Origin of the sequence: Haloimpatiens lingqiaonensis (assembly GCF_901447495.1) — a bacterium.
Lineage (GTDB): Bacteria > Bacillota > Clostridia > Clostridiales > Clostridiaceae > Haloimpatiens > Haloimpatiens lingqiaonensis.
The window spans coordinates 22,350-41,904 of sequence record NZ_CABDWS010000001.1 but is presented as its reverse complement, the minus strand read 5'-3'; the positions used below and the strand labels follow the sequence as shown (position 1 = coordinate 41,904).

Annotated in this window: 20 protein-coding genes; all 20 read left to right on the top strand. The window is 32.0% G+C overall.

Features of this window, described 5'->3' with window-relative positions; all coding sequences use genetic code 11:
* Nucleotides 1-4: 4 nt before the first annotated feature.
* The 20 genes from fliF to FGK85_RS00100 all read left to right on the top strand — a co-directional run bounded on the left by fliF (nt 5) and on the right by FGK85_RS00100 (nt 19,555).
* Nucleotides 5-1,579 carry a flagellar basal-body MS-ring/collar protein FliF gene (gene fliF, locus FGK85_RS00195; RefSeq protein WP_138202647.1) on the top strand — a complete coding sequence of 525 codons (1,575 nt, stop codon included), beginning with the start codon at nt 5-7 and terminating at the stop codon, nt 1,577-1,579.
* Nucleotides 1,580-1,585: 6 nt separating this feature from the next.
* Nucleotides 1,586-2,602, top strand: coding sequence for a flagellar motor switch protein FliG (fliG, locus tag FGK85_RS00190; protein ID WP_138202644.1), 1,017 nt, complete (start codon nt 1,586-1,588; stop codon nt 2,600-2,602).
* Entirely contained in the window at nt 2,586-3,350 is a 765-nt protein-coding gene (locus tag FGK85_RS00185) for a FliH/SctL family protein (protein WP_138202642.1), read from the top strand. The genes fliG and FGK85_RS00185 overlap by 17 nt, the downstream gene beginning before the upstream one ends.
* A gap of 15 nt (nt 3,351-3,365) precedes the next feature.
* On the top strand, nt 3,366-4,679 hold the full coding sequence (gene fliI, locus FGK85_RS00180) for a flagellar protein export ATPase FliI (RefSeq protein ID WP_138202640.1): 1,314 nt from the start codon (nt 3,366-3,368) through the stop codon (nt 4,677-4,679).
* An 18-nt stretch (nt 4,680-4,697) separates the two neighbouring features.
* The gene (gene fliJ / locus FGK85_RS00175; protein ID WP_138202638.1) at nt 4,698-5,144 is read left to right on the top strand and encodes a flagellar export protein FliJ; all 447 of its coding nucleotides are present in this window, start codon (nt 4,698-4,700) and stop codon (nt 5,142-5,144) included.
* 1 nt (nt 5,145) lies between these two features.
* The gene (locus FGK85_RS00170; RefSeq protein ID WP_138202636.1) at nt 5,146-6,450 is read left to right on the top strand and encodes a flagellar hook-length control protein FliK; all 1,305 of its coding nucleotides are present in this window, start codon (nt 5,146-5,148) and stop codon (nt 6,448-6,450) included.
* 20 nt (nt 6,451-6,470) lie between these two features.
* Nucleotides 6,471-7,208, top strand: coding sequence for a flagellar hook capping FlgD N-terminal domain-containing protein (locus FGK85_RS00165; protein ID WP_138202634.1), 738 nt, complete (start codon nt 6,471-6,473; stop codon nt 7,206-7,208).
* A gap of 26 nt (nt 7,209-7,234) precedes the next feature.
* A complete protein-coding gene (locus FGK85_RS00160) occupies nt 7,235-7,627 on the top strand; it encodes a TIGR02530 family flagellar biosynthesis protein (RefSeq protein ID WP_138202632.1) in 393 nt (130 codons plus the stop codon).
* Between the two features lie 94 nt (nt 7,628-7,721).
* Nucleotides 7,722-9,164 (top strand): flagellar hook protein FlgE, encoded by a 1,443-nt coding sequence (locus FGK85_RS00155; protein WP_138202630.1) that lies wholly within the window; start codon nt 7,722-7,724, stop codon nt 9,162-9,164.
* A gap of 535 nt (nt 9,165-9,699) precedes the next feature.
* Complete coding sequence (locus FGK85_RS00150; protein WP_138202628.1) at nt 9,700-9,891, top strand: flagellar FlbD family protein; 192 nt, start codon at nt 9,700-9,702, stop codon at nt 9,889-9,891.
* Between the two features lie 11 nt (nt 9,892-9,902).
* Nucleotides 9,903-10,730, top strand: coding sequence for a motility protein A (locus tag FGK85_RS00145; RefSeq protein WP_138202626.1), 828 nt, complete (start codon nt 9,903-9,905; stop codon nt 10,728-10,730).
* Nucleotides 10,723-11,475, top strand: a complete 753-nt coding sequence (locus FGK85_RS00140) for a flagellar motor protein MotB (protein ID WP_138202624.1) — start codon at nt 10,723-10,725, stop codon at nt 11,473-11,475. The genes FGK85_RS00145 and FGK85_RS00140 overlap by 8 nt, the downstream gene beginning before the upstream one ends.
* Before the next feature lies 1 nt (nt 11,476).
* On the top strand, nt 11,477-11,956 hold the full coding sequence (locus FGK85_RS00135; RefSeq protein ID WP_138202622.1) for a flagellar basal body-associated FliL family protein: 480 nt from the start codon (nt 11,477-11,479) through the stop codon (nt 11,954-11,956).
* A 12-nt stretch (nt 11,957-11,968) separates the two neighbouring features.
* Complete coding sequence (locus FGK85_RS00130; protein WP_138202620.1) at nt 11,969-12,313, top strand: flagellar biosynthetic protein FliO; 345 nt, start codon at nt 11,969-11,971, stop codon at nt 12,311-12,313.
* Nucleotide 12,314: 1 nt separating this feature from the next.
* The gene (gene fliP, locus FGK85_RS00125; protein ID WP_138202619.1) at nt 12,315-13,091 is read left to right on the top strand and encodes a flagellar type III secretion system pore protein FliP; all 777 of its coding nucleotides are present in this window, start codon (nt 12,315-12,317) and stop codon (nt 13,089-13,091) included.
* A gap of 10 nt (nt 13,092-13,101) precedes the next feature.
* Nucleotides 13,102-13,371: a flagellar biosynthesis protein FliQ gene (fliQ, locus tag FGK85_RS00120; RefSeq protein WP_138202617.1), complete on the top strand. Its 270-nt coding sequence runs from the start codon at nt 13,102-13,104 to the stop codon at nt 13,369-13,371.
* 9 nt (nt 13,372-13,380) lie between these two features.
* Nucleotides 13,381-15,216: a fused FliR family export protein/FlhB family type III secretion system protein gene (locus FGK85_RS00115; protein WP_138202615.1), complete on the top strand. Its 1,836-nt coding sequence runs from the start codon at nt 13,381-13,383 to the stop codon at nt 15,214-15,216.
* Nucleotides 15,217-15,384: 168 nt separating this feature from the next.
* Nucleotides 15,385-17,454 (top strand): flagellar biosynthesis protein FlhA, encoded by a 2,070-nt coding sequence (gene flhA / locus FGK85_RS00110; protein ID WP_171011282.1) that lies wholly within the window; start codon nt 15,385-15,387, stop codon nt 17,452-17,454.
* Complete coding sequence (gene flhF, locus FGK85_RS00105) at nt 17,454-18,683, top strand: flagellar biosynthesis GTPase FlhF (RefSeq protein WP_138202610.1); 1,230 nt, start codon at nt 17,454-17,456, stop codon at nt 18,681-18,683. Before flhA ends, flhF begins: the two co-directional genes overlap by 1 nt.
* A complete protein-coding gene (locus FGK85_RS00100; RefSeq protein WP_138202608.1) occupies nt 18,677-19,555 on the top strand; it encodes a MinD/ParA family protein in 879 nt (292 codons plus the stop codon). Before flhF ends, FGK85_RS00100 begins: the two co-directional genes overlap by 7 nt.

Below are 19,555 nucleotides of genomic sequence, written 5' to 3'. Positions count from 1 at the left end.
GGAAATGAACAAGCTTAAAGAATTTACTAAAAAGATTAAACATAAGTGGTCAGAACTTACTAAAGGAAAGAAAATAGCTTTTACAATAATACCCATTGGGATTATATTTGCAATTATAGCACTATGTATTACTGTAAATGCTCAAAAGTATGGCGTGCTATTTTCCAATATGAATGATAAGGATTTAGGAGCTATTTTAGCTAAGCTAAAGGAAAAAAAGGTGGAATATAAAGTAGAAGGAAAGGCTATAAAGGTTCCAAAAGAAAAGGTAGATGTTTTAAGATTGGAGCTGGCCTCAGAAGTGCCTTTGACCAATGGCAGCGTTGGTTTTGAGATTTTTGATGAAAGCAAGTTTGGGGCTACAGATGAAGAAATGAAAATTAAATATCAGAGAGCAATGGAGGGAGAGCTTGAAAGAACTATAAAAGGACTTCCGGAGATAGATGATGCAAAAGTTCACTTAGTTATGTCACAGGACAGTGTTTTTGTAAAAGAGGATACTCCAGCCAGCGCTTCTTTAACTTTGCGTTTAAAATCAGGTAAAGAGCTAAAAAAAGATCAGGTTAAGGCTATTGTGGCATTAATATGTGGAAGTGTAAAAAATTTAGATAAAAAGAATGTAGAAATAATTGCGTCTGGAGATTATGGTACTACTCTTTTAACTACCCCAGATTTATTTGATGAACAGAATAAAGAGTATTTAGGAAATAACCAGGAACAAGAAAAAATAAAAAGCTCCTTAGAAAAAAGTTTGGAGTCAAAGATACAAGCTATGCTTGAAAAGGTTTATGGAAGGAACAATATTGTTGTAAAGGTAAATGCGGATTTAAACTTTGATGCTATACAACAAAATAGTACAGAGTTTTCACCAAAGGGAACTGTGGTAAGCGAACATATTATTACGGATAATAACAATAGCGGAGAGGCAGCTAATACTAATAGCCCTGTGGATGATAATATGGCTGCAAGAGAAGAGACTACTAAAGGTAGTTCTAACATTTCACATAAAGAAGAAAAGAGAAATTATGAAATATCAAAAAATGAGAAGAAAATAATTAAGGCACCAGGAGCTGTAAATAAATTAACTACTTCTGTACTTTTAAATGGAAATATAGATGCAGCTACAAAATCAGCGGTTACTAACTTGGTTATAGGAGCTGTAGGATATGACGAAAAGCGAGGAGACACCATAAGTATAGAAGGAATGAATTTTGATAAAACAGTGGAAGATAAAGCTAAAAAAGATATTGAAGCTATGGAAAAACTTAAAGAAAAGGAAAGATTAAAGAAGATAATAATGGGCAGTGTAGTTGGAGCGGTATTATTACTAGCATTAATAATAGCTTTAATAATAAAAACTAGAAAGAAGAAAAATGAAGAGGAAATAGATGAGGAAGTTAAAGGCCTTGATGTAGTCATAGGAAATAATATACAGCCTAAAGAAGCTTTTGAATCAATTAATTTTGAAGAAGATAATGAAAAAACTCATTTAGAAAAGGAAATAAAGAATTATGCAACAGAGAAGCCAGAACAGGTAGCAGAAATAGTAAAATCATGGCTTACGGAAGATGAGAGGTGATTTTAATTGGCTAAAAATACGGATAAACTAACAGGGGTTCAAAAGGCTGCTATACTGTTTATAACCTTAGGACCAGAAGCAGCGGCTAAAATTATAAAAAGGCTTCCGGAGACAGATATACAGAAAATAACCTATGAAATAGCAAATATAACCTCTGTAAAGTCAGAACAAAGAATGGAAATACTAAATGAGTTTATTGAAATAAACAAGGCGAAGGATTACATAAAAGAGGGCGGTATAGGATATGCAAGGGATGTTTTATCAAAGGCATTAGGTCCTCAAAGGGCCATGGAAATACTTAATAAGGTTACAGAAGCCACACAGCAGTATAGGCCGTTTGCTATAGCTAGAAAAGCAGATGCTCATCAGCTTTTAAATGTAATAGCTAATGAGCATCCTCAAACAATTGCACTTATACTTTGTTATATGCAGTCAGAAAAAGCTGGACAAATTATATCGTCCTTACCAGAGGAGCTTCAAAGTGATGTGGCATATAGAATAGCTACTTTAAGTAACATATCCCCTATGGTAATAAAGGAGATAGAAAAGGTTCTTGATGGTAAATTGTCTTCTGTGGTTCGTTCAGATGCAACTACTATGGGCGGGGTACAAACCCTTGTGGATATTTTAAATAGAGTAGATAGAAATACAGAGAAGAATATAACCGAAGGACTAGAAAGAGAAGACGAAGAATTAGCTGAAAAGATAAGACAATCTATGTTTGTATTCGAAGATATTATTTCTTTAGATGATGTATCAATCCAAAGAATTTTAAGAGAAGTGGAGACAAAGGATTTGGCACTAGCTTTAAAAGGAGCTACAGAAGAAGTTTCAAATGTTGTATTTAGAAACCAATCCAAGAGAGCGGCGGCTTCCTTAAAAGAAGATATAGAGTTCTTAGGACCAGTAAGGCTAATGGATGTAGAAAAGGCACAGCAAAAGATAGTTGCTATAATAAGAAGATTAGATGACGCTGGGGAAATAGTAATTTCAAGAGGTGGAGAAGATGCAATCATCGTTTAATGTAATTAAAAATGAAAATGCAGAGCCTTTGGGAGAAAAAGAAATAGTTGTAGAATACGTTCCTAGAAAAGTTTTGAATACAAATCTATATAAAGAATCAGATGAAAATTTAGATAAAAATCTAGAAAATGAGCCCTATAGCAAACTGGCTACATCTATAGTGGAAGCTGCTAGAAGTAAAAGTGACGAGATAATAAGAAAAGCTTATGAGGAAGCAGCAAAAGTTCAGATGGAAGCAGAGAAAAAGGGCCATAGATTAGGTCATGAAAAGGGATACAAAGAAGGCTATGAAGAAGGATACAGGAAAGCACTAGAAGAGGCTCAAAATGAGGCATTAGCTATAATAGAAACAGCTAATGCCATCCTAAAAAGTGCTAAAGTACAATATGAAGAGTATCTAGAAGAAAAAGAAGAAAATATAAAAGAACTTATGGTAGAGATAGTTTCAAATATATTAAAAAAAGAAGTGAAATGTGAAGATACAATTTCTAATTTAATAAGGGAAGTAGTTAAGGATTCAAGAAAATCACAGGTTTTTATAATTAAATGCAACAGTGTACATGAGGATAAATTAAAGGAAGAGGTTGAGCATTGGAAGGTATCCTTAGGAATAAAGGGGGAGATTTTCATAATTGCAGATGATTTTTTAGAAGAAGCCCAAGTTATTGTAGAAAAGGATAATGGAAAAGTAGAAATACATATTGAAGAATCTATAGAAAAAATAAAAGACATAATTTTAAATTCTTGAAAGGAATGAGACTTCTTGATTAATATAGATTTTAAAAAAATATTAAAAGAAGTTAAGGATACAAATTTTAATTATCAAGAGGGAAAAGTTCAAAAGGTAATAGGATTGACCATAGAAGTTCAAGGTATAAAAGCTTTTATAGGTGAAGTGTGTACCATATATAATGAAAAAAATCATCCTATAAATTGTGAAGTTGTTGGTTTTAAAGAGGACAATGTAATATTGATGCCTCTTGGAGAATTGGTAGGTATATCACCAGGATGCAGAGTAGTTCCTGGTGGAAGACCTTTAAGTGTAAGATGTTCTCAGGAACTTTTAGGAAAAGTTTTAGATGGTATTGGCATACCACTTAACTCAGAGGAGCTAAAGCATGGATATATGTATCCTTTAGACACAGAACCACCGGATCCTTTAAATAGAAGGAGAATTAAAGAGGTTATTCCCACTGGAGTGAGAGCTATTGACGGATTTCTAACCTGCGGCGAGGGCCAAAGAATTGGTATATTTGCAGGAAGTGGCGTTGGAAAAAGTACTACTTTGGGTATGATTGCTAGAGAAGCTAAGGCAGATGTAAATGTTATAGCCCTAATAGGAGAAAGAGGTAGAGAAGTACTAGACTTTATACAAAAGGATTTAGGAGAAGAGGGCATGAAAAAATCCGTTATAGTTTGTGCTACTTCAGATAAGCCAGCATTAGTTAGGCTTAAGGGGGCCTTTACAGCTACAGCTATATCAGAATATTTTAGAGATCAAGGTAAAAAGGTTATATTGATGATGGACTCTGTAACTAGATTTGCCATGGCTCAAAGGGAAATAGGATTAGCCATAGGAGAGCCGCCTGCCACTAAAGGATATACTCCGTCAGTTTTTGCAAAGCTTCCAAGGCTTATGGAAAGAGCAGGTATGTCTCAAGAGGGTTCCATAACAGCGTTTTATACTGTTTTGGTGGATGGCGATGATTTCAATGAACCCATTGCAGATGCTGTAAGGGGTATTTTAGATGGACATATAGTTCTATCTAGAGCGTTAGCTGCAAAAAATCATTATCCAGCTATAGATGTATTGAGTAGTGTAAGTAGACTTATGTCAGAAATAGCAGATAGAGAACACAAAGAAGCTGCTTCTATAGGTAGGGATATGCTAGCTACCTACAAGGAATCAGAAGATTTAATAAATATAGGTGCTTATGTAAAAGGCACTAATAAAAAATTGGACATGGCAATGGAATACAACGATATTTTAGAACAATACCTCAAGCAGAATGTAGATGAAAAAAGTGAATTTAAGGATAATATTCAGAGGTTAAAAAATATGTTTTCCCATAATTAAATTTAGGGGGTAGAAACTTTGCAGGCTTTCAATTTTAAACTTCAGAAATTATTAGATATAAGGGAAAGTATGGAAGAAAAGAGTAAAGTGGAATTTAAAAAAGTACAAAATGAAAAAAATCAAGTGGAACATAAACTTCAAAATTTAAAAGAAAATTATAACAAACATAGAATTATAGATTTCAATAATTCCACAGTGGAAAAGAAAATCCAACAAAACTATCTTAATTCTTTAAATAGATCTATAAAAGAAACAGAGACTCTTTTAGACATTAAAGAAAAAGAAGTGAATATTAAAAGAGAAGAATTGAAGCAAAAGCAAATAGATAAAAAAATAGTGAGAACTTTAAAGGAAAAGAAAAAAGAAGAATTCATAAAAGAGCAAAATTTAATTGAACAAAGGAACAATGATGAATTTGCTCTTTATGCATATATAAGAAATACTAGAAAAGGAGGTGAAATTTAATATGGCAGTAATAGGGAAATCTGCCTCTAATCCTATAGATATTCAAATAAAAAATATATCAAGGGATAAGGCAACATCTAATGATAAACAGCTAAAATTCTTTAAGGATAAATTACAAGAAAAAATGGATGGCAGCTCAATTAATTCAAAAGAAACACAGGAAAAGGAAAGCATTTCCCAAGAGGAAGGTGAAAAAGATACCTTATCTAAGAAAGATGAAAAACTACTTAGTATATTAGAAGAAATTTACAAACTTTTATATGAAAGAAAGCATATAGATATTTCCAAGAAGCTTAAGCCTATTATAAAGGGTGGTAATGGTGAAGAAATAGCTAAAATTGCTGATAGTAAAATTTATAATCTTCTGGGAAATTCAAGTAAAGCCATGGAAGAACAAAATGATGATTTTTCAAGGTTAAAAGCCCTTCTTATAAATAATGAATCAGCTTTAAATTTACAAGGAAAAGATAAAGAAATAATTGAAAAAATTGCATTGCTTGATAATAGTATAGAAGTTTTCAACGAAGAAAATTTAAATGCAAATGATTTAGCTAAATTTATAAGTGAAAAGTTAAAAAATGCAATTGAACATAAAGGATTAACTCAAAATAAGTTAAATGCCATAGAAGTTCCTAAAAAGAATTTTGATGAAATTTTGCAAAAGGACAAAGCCTATGAAAGTATTGAAAATACAACAGTATCCAAGGAAGAAACTTTTCTGAAAAATCTAATAGGCAAGGAAGAAAAGCATAGCCAAGGACAAAATTTAGATTTGCAGTTAAATAAGCTAACTAATTTAGATGGATTAAATAAATTTACCACAATAGATAAAAATCTATCTGTAGAAGTAAAGGAAAATATAACAATTACAAAAGCAAATATGATAGAAGATATGGTTAAAAGTATAAAGTACATGGAAAATAAAGGGCTAAAGGATTTAACTGTAAAGGTTATGCCTAAAGAATTAGGGGAGATTGTTATAAAACTTACAATGGAGGCTGGAAAGATAAAATTAGCTTTAAATGCTTCTTCAAAAGATACATATTATCTATTGAACTCAAATATAGGAGAATTAAGCGAAAAGCTAACTGATTCCAATATTAAGATACAACCAGCAGAAATAAATATATACAATCAAGACACAACCTTTTTTAGCAATGAATTTTCAGGGAATAGAAATGATGCTAAGGAAAATGGTAACTCTTATAGAAAGGGATTTTTAGTACAAGATAAATCTTTAAGTGATGATGAAGAAATAATAAATAACTATGAAATTTATAAAGGAAATTTAAATGCTAAAGTTTAGAAAATATGGAGGTATAAAATATGCCTAATAATATTAATACAGGGAAAAGTTTAGAGGGCTATAATGGTATTTCTGGTAGTTATGAATCCTCAAGGGCAACCAATAGGGGAACGAGAATTGTAAAAAAGGGCAATGAACTAGATAAAAATGCTTTTTTAAGGATACTCACTGCGGAACTATCCAATCAGGATCCCACAAATGCTAAGGATTCCACTCAATTTGTATCACAATTAGCACAGTTTTCTTCTCTAGAGCAGATGGCAAATTTAAATAGCACTATGAGTTTTTCTAGTGCACAATCTCTTGTGGGTAAAGTAGTAGCATTAAATGATTATGATAGCAGAGGAATGCAATATGGTGGACAAGTAGTTAGTGTAAATAAAAATGGAGATGACATTAAATTAACTGTTCAAGTGGTTGAAAACGGTAAAACTACACTTAAAGATTTTAGTTTTTCTTCTGTAGAAGATGTAATTCATTTAAATGACAATAGACTGGATTATATTAATTCAAATATGGGATTTTTATTAGCTTCAAATATGATGGAGAAAAAAATCGAGGCTAAAGTATATGAATTAAATGAAAAAGGCGAAAAAGTAGAAAAAACTTATTCAGGCATGGTAAAGGGAATTTCTAGGGATTCAAATGGAATTAATCTAAAAGTTTTAGTGGAGCAAGATGGAAAGGTTGAAGAGAAATATATACCTTATGATGCAGTAGTTAAAGTAGACATGATTAATCTTAATAATATGGATTAGATTCATGTAGAAAGGATATTGATAGTATGGGATACAGAGTGATAAATGGAAAATTATATCCCGTAGAGAATTTAAACGGACTTTCCAACAATAATAGGATTTGTCCTAAAGAGAATATAAATACAGAGGTAAATTTTAAGCAAATATTAGAAAAAGCTATAGACAAAGAAAATAGATTTACCATATCTAATCATGCAGCTAAAAGGTTGGAGAGCAGAGATATAAAATTTTCTCAATTTGACATGGATAGTATTGATAAGGCTATGAATAAAGCTGAGAAAAAGGGCGCAAGGGAATGTTTAATACTGTATAAAGACATTGCTTTAATAACAAATATAAAAAATAGAACAGTAATAACAGCAGTGCCTAAGGACGAAATGAGTGTGTTTACAAATGTAGATACAGTAGTCCTAGTTTAAAAAAAGAGCTGGACCGAAAGGAAGCTCACTCTTTGCCGATTGACAGAAGCAAAGAAAAAACTAAAAGTTTAAAGTTAAAAAGGGAGGACAACAAATGTTAAGATCAATGTATTCGGGTATCAGTGGAATGAGAGTTAATCAAACAAAGCTTGATGTAGTTGGTAATAATATAGCTAACGTTGGAACCACTGCTTTTAAAGGTAGCAGAGTTAGATTTCAAGATATGTTAAGTCAAAGCATGAGTGAAGCTATAGGACCTGGAAGAAATCAAGGGGGTGTAAACCCTAAGCAAGTTGGACTAGGAGTTCAATTGGCAGGTATAGATACTTTAATGAGCCAAGGAATGATGCAGCCCACAGGAAGAAACCTTGATGTGGGAGTAGATGGAGAAGGGTATTTTATAGTAGGAAGAGGAGCTATTCCAGAAAGCAATGCCGCAGGTATAAAGGTAGATCCAAATGAACATAGCATGAACGGAAATGGAATGCAAGTAAGTTTTACAAGAGACGGATCTTTTACACTAGATCATAGAGGAAATTTATTGACTTCTGATGGATACAGGGTCTTAGGATATGCAGTTACACTTAAAGATGCCAATGGAAATAATTTAGGCCCAAATAGTATAGAATATAGCGCTAATGGAAATTGCAATTTTGTAGATGTGGATTCTGAAAATGGAATAAAAGCAACTGACAATTTAGTACCACTTAGAATACCAGAAGCTATATATGTAAGAGCTACAGTATTAAATAATAATGGTGATGCTACTACCAATACAAAGTTAAATTATACAGGTACAGTAGATGCCACTTCAGATAAGGATAAATTTCCTACTATAGGTATAGATGGGGAAGGAAATAAATTTAGAGGGCCACAGGATGTAAAAATAGAAATTAAATGGGTGAAAAATTCAGATGACCCTACAAAGGGCACCTTTAATGTTTTTGTAAATGGCAAAGATTACGGAAAAGCTAATGAATTTAATAATAAAACGGATGTAAATAGTGCTGAAAAAGATCAAGGCTTATGTGAAATTTTGGGAAACACTAAATTAAACATAGATGCAAGTAAGTTACCAACAAGTGAATCAGCTCCAGCCATAACAGATGAACAAAAAAAATATAGCTGGTCCTATGCTTTAACAGCAGAAGGAGATAAAAAGGTAACTAGTTTTTCTATAGAAAAGGACGGCGTTATTAAAGCTACTCTTGATGATGGTAAGGTTACAGCTCTTGGACAAATAGCTATGGCTAGTTTTAGAAATACAGCAGGATTGAAAAAAATGGGTAAAAATATGTATCAAAACACTGCCAATTCTGGAGAACCTAATATAAGAAGTGGAATAGGCGGTAATCCAGTAGTGGATAATAGTGATGGTTATGGAGATATGATGCAGGGAATGCTTGAAATGTCAAATATAGACCTAGCTGAACAATTTACAGACATGATAGTTGCCAGCAGAGCCTTCCAAGCCAGCGGCAAAATGATAACAACAGGTGACGAAATACTGCAAGACATTATTAATTTGAAGAGATAGGTGAGAAATTAAAATTGACAATTGACAATTGACAATTGACAATTGACAGTGGACAATTGAGAAATAATTAATAACTCAACTTTTGGATAAATTTTAAGTTCTACATTATACAAAGTAAGAAGTAAAAAGTAATAGTAAACAGGTAATAGGTAATAGTGAATAAGTAAGAAGTGAAAGATAATAGTTAACAATTAATAATTATTAAGTGAGAGATTTGCATAATTAATAAATTTAAAATATAGCCACAATATATCGTATTCCGACAATTGGAACTATACCATATATTCACAAGATTTTATTTTAAAATGAATTATGCAATTTCCTCAATAATTAATTATTGAGTGCTATACTAGTGTACCAGAGTACCAAATTTCTAGCACCTAGAACCTAAAAGGAGTACCTAGAACCTAAAAGAAGTACCTAAAAAAGTGGCTAGATATTAGATTGGAGACTGGGGATTGGAGGAGACTAGCAGAAGCCTAGCCCTCTGGCCCACTAGCCCACTAGCCCACTAAAAAAGGGGTGATATTAATTTATGATTGAACTTACAAAAATGACTCATAAAAAATTTATATTGAATGCTGAACATATTCAAGAAATAGAAGAGGTGCCGGAAACTCTTATTACTCTTACTAATGGTAAGAAGTATATTGTATTAGAGAGTGTGGAGCATGTTGTTAGAGAAGTAATAAAGTATAAAAGAAAGATATTTTCTGGTGATTTATAGGAGGCAGTAGTATGAAAAAGCAAGACATAATGACAAGCATTGGTATGTTGGCAGGTATTATATGTGTTGTTTACGGAATTATGATAGGTGGAAGTGGCTCTATAGGACAAAGAGTTATGATTTTCTTTGACTTAGGTTCTATATTTATAACAGTAGGAGGATCCTTTGCTGCCTTACTTATTAACTATCCTCTTACACAATTAAAAAAGATGATTAAAGTAAATATGGAGGCCTATAGGGAACACACCATGGAAGGTGAAGAAATTATAGGAGATTTCATAAATTTATCTAGAAAAGCTAGAAGAGAAGGGCTTTTGTCTTTAGAAGATGGCATTTCAGATATAAATGATGATTTTCTAAAAAAGGGACTTCAAATGGTTATAGATGGTATAGAGCCAGAAACTATAAGAGAAGTTATGGAATTAGAAATAGATGAAATGGAAAGAAGACATAGACAAGGTGCAGAAATGTTTAAATCTTGGGCAGCCTATGCTCCGGCTTTTGGTATGATTGGTACTTTAATTGGACTTATTCAAATGCTTGCCAATTTAAGTGATTCCGCATCTTTAGCATCTGGTATGGCTAAAGCTCTTATAACTACTTTTTATGGTTCATTAATGGCTAATTTAATTTTTAATCCTATAGCAGCAAATTTAAATTACAAAACAGACATAGAAGTGGCAGGTAGAGAAATGATGCTTGAAGGTATTTTAGCTATTCAATCTGGTGTAAATCCAAGAATTGTACAGGAAAAATTAATTTCTTATTTATCACCAGATGAAAGAAGTAAGTTTAATGAAACACAAGCTTTAGGAGATGAGGTAGTAGAAAATGTCTAGAAAAAAGAAAAATAAAGGTTCTGGCTTATCCGGAGAAGAATGGCTAACTACTTATTCTGATACCATTACCTTGCTACTTACTTTCTTTGTTCTTCTATATTCTATGTCTACAGTAGATGCAAATAAATTTAGACAAATAGCTAGTTCTCTTCAAAGTGTTCTTTCTGGACAAGGTAGCAATTCTATATTAAATTTTAATACTAGTCAGGGGGAAGTACCTATAGTTGGTGAAAGGGTACAGTCTGGAGATAAGAACGGAGCTGTAATGAAAAAATCTATGTATGAAGAAGTGGTTAAATATGTAAATGAAAGTAAAATGAAGGATAAAGTTCAAGTGCTTAAAGATGGAAGAGGCGTGGTTTTAAGGTTGAAGGAAAATGTACTTTTTGATGTAGGTAAAGCGGATATAAAGCCTGAAAGCACAGCTGTTCTAAATATGATAAGCGGAATATTTAATAGATTTTCTGAAAGCGATGTTATTGTGGAGGGCCATACAGATAATGTTCCTATAAGTAATTTTAAATATCCAAGTAACTGGGAACTTTCTACAGCAAGAGCTGTAAATGTACTTAAGTATTTTGTAGAAGTGAATAATATGGATCCTAATAGGTTTACGGCGGCAGGATATGGAGAGTATAGACCTATAGTTTCCAATGATAGTGATGGAAATAGGGCAAAAAATAGAAGGGTTAATATAATAATAGAGGATTTAACTATAGAACAGAAAAAAGGAGAGACAAAATAAAATGAAACAAAAGGACAATGAAAATAAAGCAGGTAAGGGGAAGAAAATTTTTGTTATTTTGTTATTTTTAATATTAGCAGGAGGCCTTGCTTTTGGAGGATATTATTTTGGCACTAAGAATTCTTCTGACTCTATGGCAGTAAATACGGAAATGTCCAAAAGAGCTCCTTTAGTTGAAGAAAGTTATTTTCAGCTTGGTGAGTTTACTGTAAATTTGGCAGATGAGAATTCTAAGAATTATATAAAAGTAAATATGTATATTGCCTATCCTAAGAAAAACAAGAAATTGGCAAAGGAATTAGAAGAAAGAAAGTCTTCTCTAAGAGATGCTGTTAATTTAGAATTGATGAGTAAAAAAAGCACTGAGTTAAATGTTAAAGGAGTAGAAAATTTAAAAAAAGAACTTTCAGATAAAATAAATTCTAAATTATATAAAGGTGAAATACTTCATGTTGATTTTGATAACATAATAATTCAGTAAGGAAGAATAAAAATGGATAAAGAATTTTTGATTATGATAATAAAACTTGTATGTTTTTTCCCTTTTATACTTTTAAGCATATATTTAGTTTTAAAATATGGTGGAAGTAAGTTTTCCAATATGCAAAATGGAAAGTACATAAAGATTTTTGAAAGAGTTCAATTATCTAAAGATAATAGTCTTTTAGTAGTAAAAATAGGACAAAAGGGATATGTTATTTCTAACACTAGTAAAGGATTAGAAATACTTATGCCTGTTTCGGAAGAGGAACTTTTAGAAATTGAAAAAAGTAGAAATATACCTCAATATAAGGATTTAAAAGAACTTTACGAAAGAGTTAAGAAGAGGAAAGAATGATATGAAAAAAAGTATTAAAATTGCTACATTTATAATTTTGATTATAACAGGTTTATGTATATTTTCTGGGGCAAGGGCCTATGCCACACCTAATACAAATGTTCCGATACCCAAAATAAATTTCTCCGTAGATGGAGCGGATACTCCTAAGGAATATGTGGACAATATTAAAATACTTATAATGTTCACCATACTTACTTTATTGCCATCTTTCATAATAATGATGACTAGTTTTGTAAGAATAGTAGTGGTTTTTTCCTTCTTAAAAAGTGCTTTAGGAGCTCAGCAGTCCATACCTAGTCAGGTTATTATAGGACTTGCTTTATTTTTGACTGTTTTTATAATGGCACCTACTGTTGGAAAAATAAATTCCGAAGCAGTAGAGCCTTATTTAAAAGGCAGTATTACTCAGCAGGAGGCAATAGATAAGGGAACAAAGCCTTTAAAAGATTTTATGTTAAAACAAACTAGAAAAAAGGATTTGCAGCTATTTAAAGAAACGGCAAAGGTTGATGAAAAAGTTCAATTGCAGGATTTGCCTCTACATGCCATAATACCTGCTTTTACCATAAGTGAACTTAAAAGAGCCTTTGAAATAGGATTTTTACTCTATATACCGTTTTTAATAATTGATTTAGTAGTGGCAAGTATACTCATGTCCATGGGAATGTTTATGCTTCCACCGGTTATGATATCAATGCCTTTTAAGTTATTACTTTTTGTAATGGTTGATGGTTGGTATTTAATAGTAAAATCTTTAATATTAAGTTTTAAATGAGGTGAGTTAATTGACGGAAAGTATGGTTATTTCGGTTATGAAGGATGCTATTTCAACAGCATTAACTTTATCTGCCCCCATTTTAATCACGGGAATACTTGTGGGTTTGTTTGTGAGTATTTTACAGGCCACCACTCAAATTCAAGAGCAAACATTAACTTTTGTGCCTAAATTAATTGCGGTGGCAGTGGTAGGGCTTATAACAGCTCCTTGGATGATACATGTAATGAATGGATTTACCAGAAGAATTTTTGATATGATTGCAAATTTAATTCAGTAGGTGAGTATTTTGTTGAATATAGCATATTTTACAGCTTTTTTACTTGTATTTTTAAGAATTACATCATTATTTATAGCATCACCTATTTTTTTCCCAAAGGGAGCACCTAAGGCTTTAAACATAGGATTTTGTGCTATATTAGCCTATGTTATTGTTCCCACAGTGAATTATTCCGTTTTAGCAGGAATAAATAGTGGGGCAACTCTTATGTTTTATTGCCTAAATGAAATTTTAACAGGATTAATGCTAGGATATGTAATAAGATTTTGTTTTTTCTGCATTAGTTTTGCAGGACAACTTATAGATATTCAAATAGGTTTTGCCATGATGAGTATGTTTGATCCCCAAACAGGAACTAATGTTACAGTGCTTAGCAATTTAATGTATTGGCTTTCTGTAGTATTATTTTTTCTAGTGGACGGTCATCACATATTAATAAAAACTATTTCACAAAGCTTTGCTGTAGGAAGTTTAGGGCAACTCTTTCTTACAAATGAATCTTCTATGATTATTATAAAAGGATTTATAGACTTTTTTACTATAGGGTTTAAAATTGCTATCCCTATTATACTCGTAATAATTATTACGGACTTAACCCTAGCTTTAGTAGGAAGAACAGTTCCTCAGTTAAATGTAATGATATTGGGCCTTCCAATAAAAATATTAGTGGGATTAATGGCAATAGCTATAGCTTTACCTACTTTGATTACTTTTATAGTAAATTCTTTTGACAAAATACCATTGATAATGAGAAGAATTATAAGCATAGCCCCAGTAATTATAATATTTAGTTCAGAAGATAAAACAGAAGAAGCTACTCCTAAAAAGAAGAGGGATGCAAGAAACAAAGGACAAGTTGCTAAAAGTAAGGAATTGGGCTTAACATTTACTTTATTGGCATCTACTATAGTTTTGGTAGTTTTAGGAGACTTTATATTTAACAGTTTAAGACAAGATATGATAGCTTTCTTAAATAATTATATGAATATGCACTTAGACTCTAACAGTTTAAAATTTATTTTAGTTACTGTGCTTGTAAGAGCAGCTTTAGTTATATTACCTGTAGCAATACCTATATCAATAATGGGTATTGTAGCTAACTTTATGCAGACAGGGTTTCTTTTTACAAAAGAAACCATAAAACCAGATTTAAAAAAATTGAATCCTCTTAATGGGTTTAAAAGAATATTTTCCATGAGAACTTTAGTGGAACTTTTTAAGGATCTAGCTATGGTTTTTGTAGTAGCCTATGTTGGATATAAATATTTAATGAAAAACTATGGAGATATTTTAAATTTAGGATATTCAGGAATTAATTATATTCCCTTTGCCATAAAAAAACTTGTGGTGGAGATTTTTCAAAAGGTAACTTTAATTATGATTGCTATCTCAATTATGGACTTTGTATACCAAAAGCGTCAGTATAGTAAGGAGTTAAGAATGACTAAGCAGGAAATAAAAGAGGAGTTTAAACAAGATGAAGGAGATCCTCAAATAAAGGGAAAAATTAAGCAGATGCAAAGAGAAATGGCTTCTAGAAGGATGATGCAAAGTGTACCAGATGCCACAGTGGTAGTTACAAATCCAACACATATATCTGTAGCTTTGAAATATGAAGAGGGACAAAATGCTCCAGTGGTAGTGGCTAAGGGTCAAGGAGAAATAGCAGCAAAAATAAAAGAAATTGCAAGAGAACATGAAATACCTATTGTTGAAAATAAACCTCTAGCAAGACTTATGTATAAAGAGGTTGAAATAGATTCACAAATCCCCGTAGAAATGTATGAGGCAGTGGCAGAAGTATTGGCTATTGTATATAAACTTAAAAAACAAAAAAATAAGTAGAACCAGCTCAAGATAACTCTAGTTATTTGAGCCAAACCATCTATCCCCAGCACCTAGCACCTAGCACCTAGAACCTAGCACCTAGCACCTAATATCTAGAACCTAGCACCTAAAATAAGAACTGGGGATTAGTAATATGTGACTACAAAAAAGAAAGGGTGTAGCGTCTTGGAGCAGCGAAAATTATTAAATGGTAATTTAAAAAAGAATATAGATGTAATAGTAGCCTTTGGAATAATGGCTATAGTTCTTATGATGATAATACCTTTGCCTACATGGCTTTTGGATATACTCATAGCTATTAACATAACTATTGCTTCAATAATAATACTTTTAACCATGTTTACTACAGAAGTACTGCAGTTTTCGGCTTTCCCTACATTGCTTCTTGTAACAACCTTGTTTAGGTTAGGACTTAATATATCATCCACAAGGCTTATACTTAGCCAACATGATGCAGGTAAGATAATAGAGGCCTTTGGGAGTTTCGTTGCAGGAAATAATTATATAGTTGGAGTAACAATATTTTTAATTCTTATAATAATTCAATTTGTAGTAATAACTAACGGTGCTGGAAGGGTATCTGAGGTTTCAGCTAGATTTACGCTAGATGCTATGCCAGGAAAGCAGATGAGTATAGATGCAGATTTGAATGCAGGACTTATTACGGAAGCACAGGCAAAAGAGAGAAGAAAAAAGCTTCAAATGGAAGCGGATTTCTATGGAGCCATGGATGGTGCTTCTAAATTTGTAAAGGGAGATGCCATAGCAGGTATAATCATTACTATAATAAATATAATAGTTGGAATAATAATAGGGGTTTTAGTAGACAAGATGCCTGCAGGAGAAGCAGCAAAAACTTATGTAAGATTAACCGTTGGAGATGGTCTTGTAAGCCAAATTCCGTCTATTTTAATATCTACTGCATCTGGTATATTGGTAACCAGATCAGCTAGTGATACAAATTTTGGTTCATTGGTTACATCACAGCTTACTAGGTTTCCTAAGGTTTTAGGCATTGCGTCAGCTGTAATGTTATTTTTAGCTTTTGTACCAGGAATGCCTTGGCTATCATTTTTAATTTTATCTGTGGTTTTAGCTGCCGGTGCATATTTTCTTTATAAGGACGAAAAGGAAAAGATAGTTCAGCAAATTGAGACAGAGCAGCAGGAAATAATAGAAACAGAAAATAGGGAACCAGAGAATGTATCCACCCTAATTCAAGTAGAACCAATGGAAATAGAAATAGGTTATGGTCTTATTCCCTTAGCTGATGAGGCTTCTGGAGGAGACTTGCTTCAAAGAATAGCTTCTGTTAGAAGACAATGTGCTATTGAAATGGGAATAATAGTTCAGCCTATAAGAATAAGGGACAATCTTCAATTAAATACAGATGAATACACTGTTAAAATAAGGGGTACTGTTATTGCAAAAGGAGAAGTAATGCCTAGCATGCTGCTTTGTATGGACCCTACCAGTGAAAACATAGATTTGCCAGGTATAAGAACTGTAGAGCCTACTTTTGGACTTCCTGCAGTTTGGATAAACAAAGATCAAAAGGAAGATGCTGAAATAAATGGATTTACTGTGGTAGATCCTACTACGGTAATGGTCACACATTTAACAGAAACTATAAAAACTCATGCCTATGAGCTTTTAGGAAGACAAGAAACTAAAATGATAATAGATTCGTTAAAGGAAAAATATAGCGCAGTAGTAGAAGAACTAATACCTGATTTGATGACATTAGGTGAAGTTCAAAAGATACTTCAAAATTTACTTAGGGAAAAGGTTACTATAAGGGATATGGTGACGATACTTGAAACCTTAGCAGATTATTCTGTTAACACAAAAGATATAGAGCTTTTAACAGAATATGTAAGAATGGCTTTGGGCAGAAGTATATGCAATCCTTTATTAGATGAAAATAGAGCCATGATTGTAGCTACACTACATCCAGAAATAGAGGATTTATTAGCTGGAAGTATACAAAAATCAGTGCAAGGCTCTTTCCCAGCAGTAGAGCCTGAAATTACTCAAAGAATATTTAATTCTATGAAGAATGTTTTAGATAATGTTTACTTTAATGATAATCAACCGGTATTTTTAGTTTCTCCTAAAATAAGGCCGGCATTTAGAAGACTTACAGAATTGGTTTTCCCAAACATAACTATTTTATCTCTAAATGAAATACCTAATGATGTAGAGATTAGAACAGAAGGAGTAGTGACTTTATAATGAAAGTAAAAAAATTCATTGTAAAAGATATGAATGAAGCCCTTGCTAAAATACGTTACGAATTAGGAGAGGAAGCAGTAATAATAAATCAAACTAAAGTGAGACAACCAGGTATAAAGGGTTTCTTTTCTAAAAAGTTAATTCAAGTTACAGCAGCTACAGAAAGCCAAAAGGATAAGAGGGATATAAAACTAAATTCAAATGATGATCTTTTGATAAATAGTCTAGAACTTATTAAAAATGCAGTTAATTATGCAGAGGTAGAGGAAAAAATACATCCTACAGAAAAGAAAGAAGTTTCTGGAGAAAAATTTTATAGAGATATAAAGAATGATTATAATGAAAAGACTTATGTTATAAAAAATCAAGAAGAAAAAGAAACCATGGAAACAAATAAGCTTTTAGAAGAAATGAATGAAATGAAGATTTTATTAAATAATTTCATAAATAAAACCAAGGATAAAGATGAAGAAGAAGCAGACCCTCTGTATGAAAGGTTAAGAATACTGGATTTAGAGCCATTGCTTATGAAAAGCATAGTAGAAGAATTTAATAGTATTGAAGAGGAGTTACCATTAGAGCAAAAGCTCAAGAAAGTATTGGAAGATAAAGTTACAATTTACAACGGGGATATGGAAGGACCGGTAGTTTTTGTAGGACCTACTGGGGTAGGAAAAACTACTACTATAGCTAAGCTGGCAGGAAGACTTTCATTAATTGAAAATAAAAAGGTAGGCTTAGTAACAGTAGATACCTATAGAATAGGGGCAGTGGAGCAACTTAAGACCTATGCAGAAATTATGGACATACCTTTTAAAGTTGTTTTTAATATAAATGATATGGAAGAAGCTATAAAAAGTATGGAAAATTGCGATGTTGTGCTTATAGATACCACAGGAAGAAGCAGCAAAAATTCTATGCAACTCTCTCAACTTAGGGCATTTGTGGATAAGGTAAATACAGAAAATATAAATTTGGTTATAAGTGCCACAACTAAAAATGATGATATATCTACTATAGTGGAAGGATATAAAAAACTTAATTTTAATCATATTATAATAACCAAGTTAGATGAAACAGTTTCCTATGGGTCTATTTTAAATATAGTTTACCATGGGAATAAAGATATAAATTTTGTCACTACAGGTCAAAATGTACCAGATGACATAAAGAAACTAGATTCATCTTCTATATGCAGACTAGTACTAGGAGAGGATAATATATGTTAGATCAAGCTGAGAGACTTAGACAAATGGCATTAAGGAAAAATAACGAAAAAGATGAAAATAAGTTTTTAAAAGAGAAAACTAGAATAATAACCATAACTTCAGGAAAAGGTGGAGTTGGCAAAAGTAATATAGTTGTAAATTTATCCATAGCCCTTCAGAGTATGGGGAAAAAAGTACTTATTTTAGATGCGGATATAGGTATGGGAAATGATGATATATTAATGGGTTTTTTACCTAAGTATACGGTGTTTGATATTATATTTAACAATATGGAAATAGAGGATATTTTAATAGAGGGACCCAATGGAGTGAAGCTTCTTCCAGGAGGAACTGGGCTATCTAAGGTAGATGAACTTACAAATTATCAAAGAGAAAAGTTCTTATCTAAAATTAGTTCATTAAAGGGTTTTGATTATATTCTTATGGATACTGGAGCAGGTATTAACAGAACTGTTTTGGGATTTGTGGCAGCTTGTAATGAACTTATAGTTATAACTACTCCAGAACCTACTGCATTAACGGATGCCTATAGTCTCATGAAAGCTATTGATAAATTCAAATTAAAGTCTAAGGGAAGAATCATAGTTAATAGGGTTATAAGAGAAAAAGAGGGAGAAATAACTTTTAATAAATTCTACAATGCCGTAAAAAAATTTTTAAATATAGAAGTAGAGTATCTTGGAAAGGTTTCAGAAGATATGTCTTTGATAAGATCTGTAAGGGAACAAAAACCATTTATAATTAATTATCCAGAAAGTGAAGTTAGTAAGGATATAAAAAATATAGCCTATAAGTTAACTGGAGATGAAAATAAACCAAGTTCTATGAGTATTCAAGGATTATTTAAGAAGATTTTTAGTATTTTTTCTTAA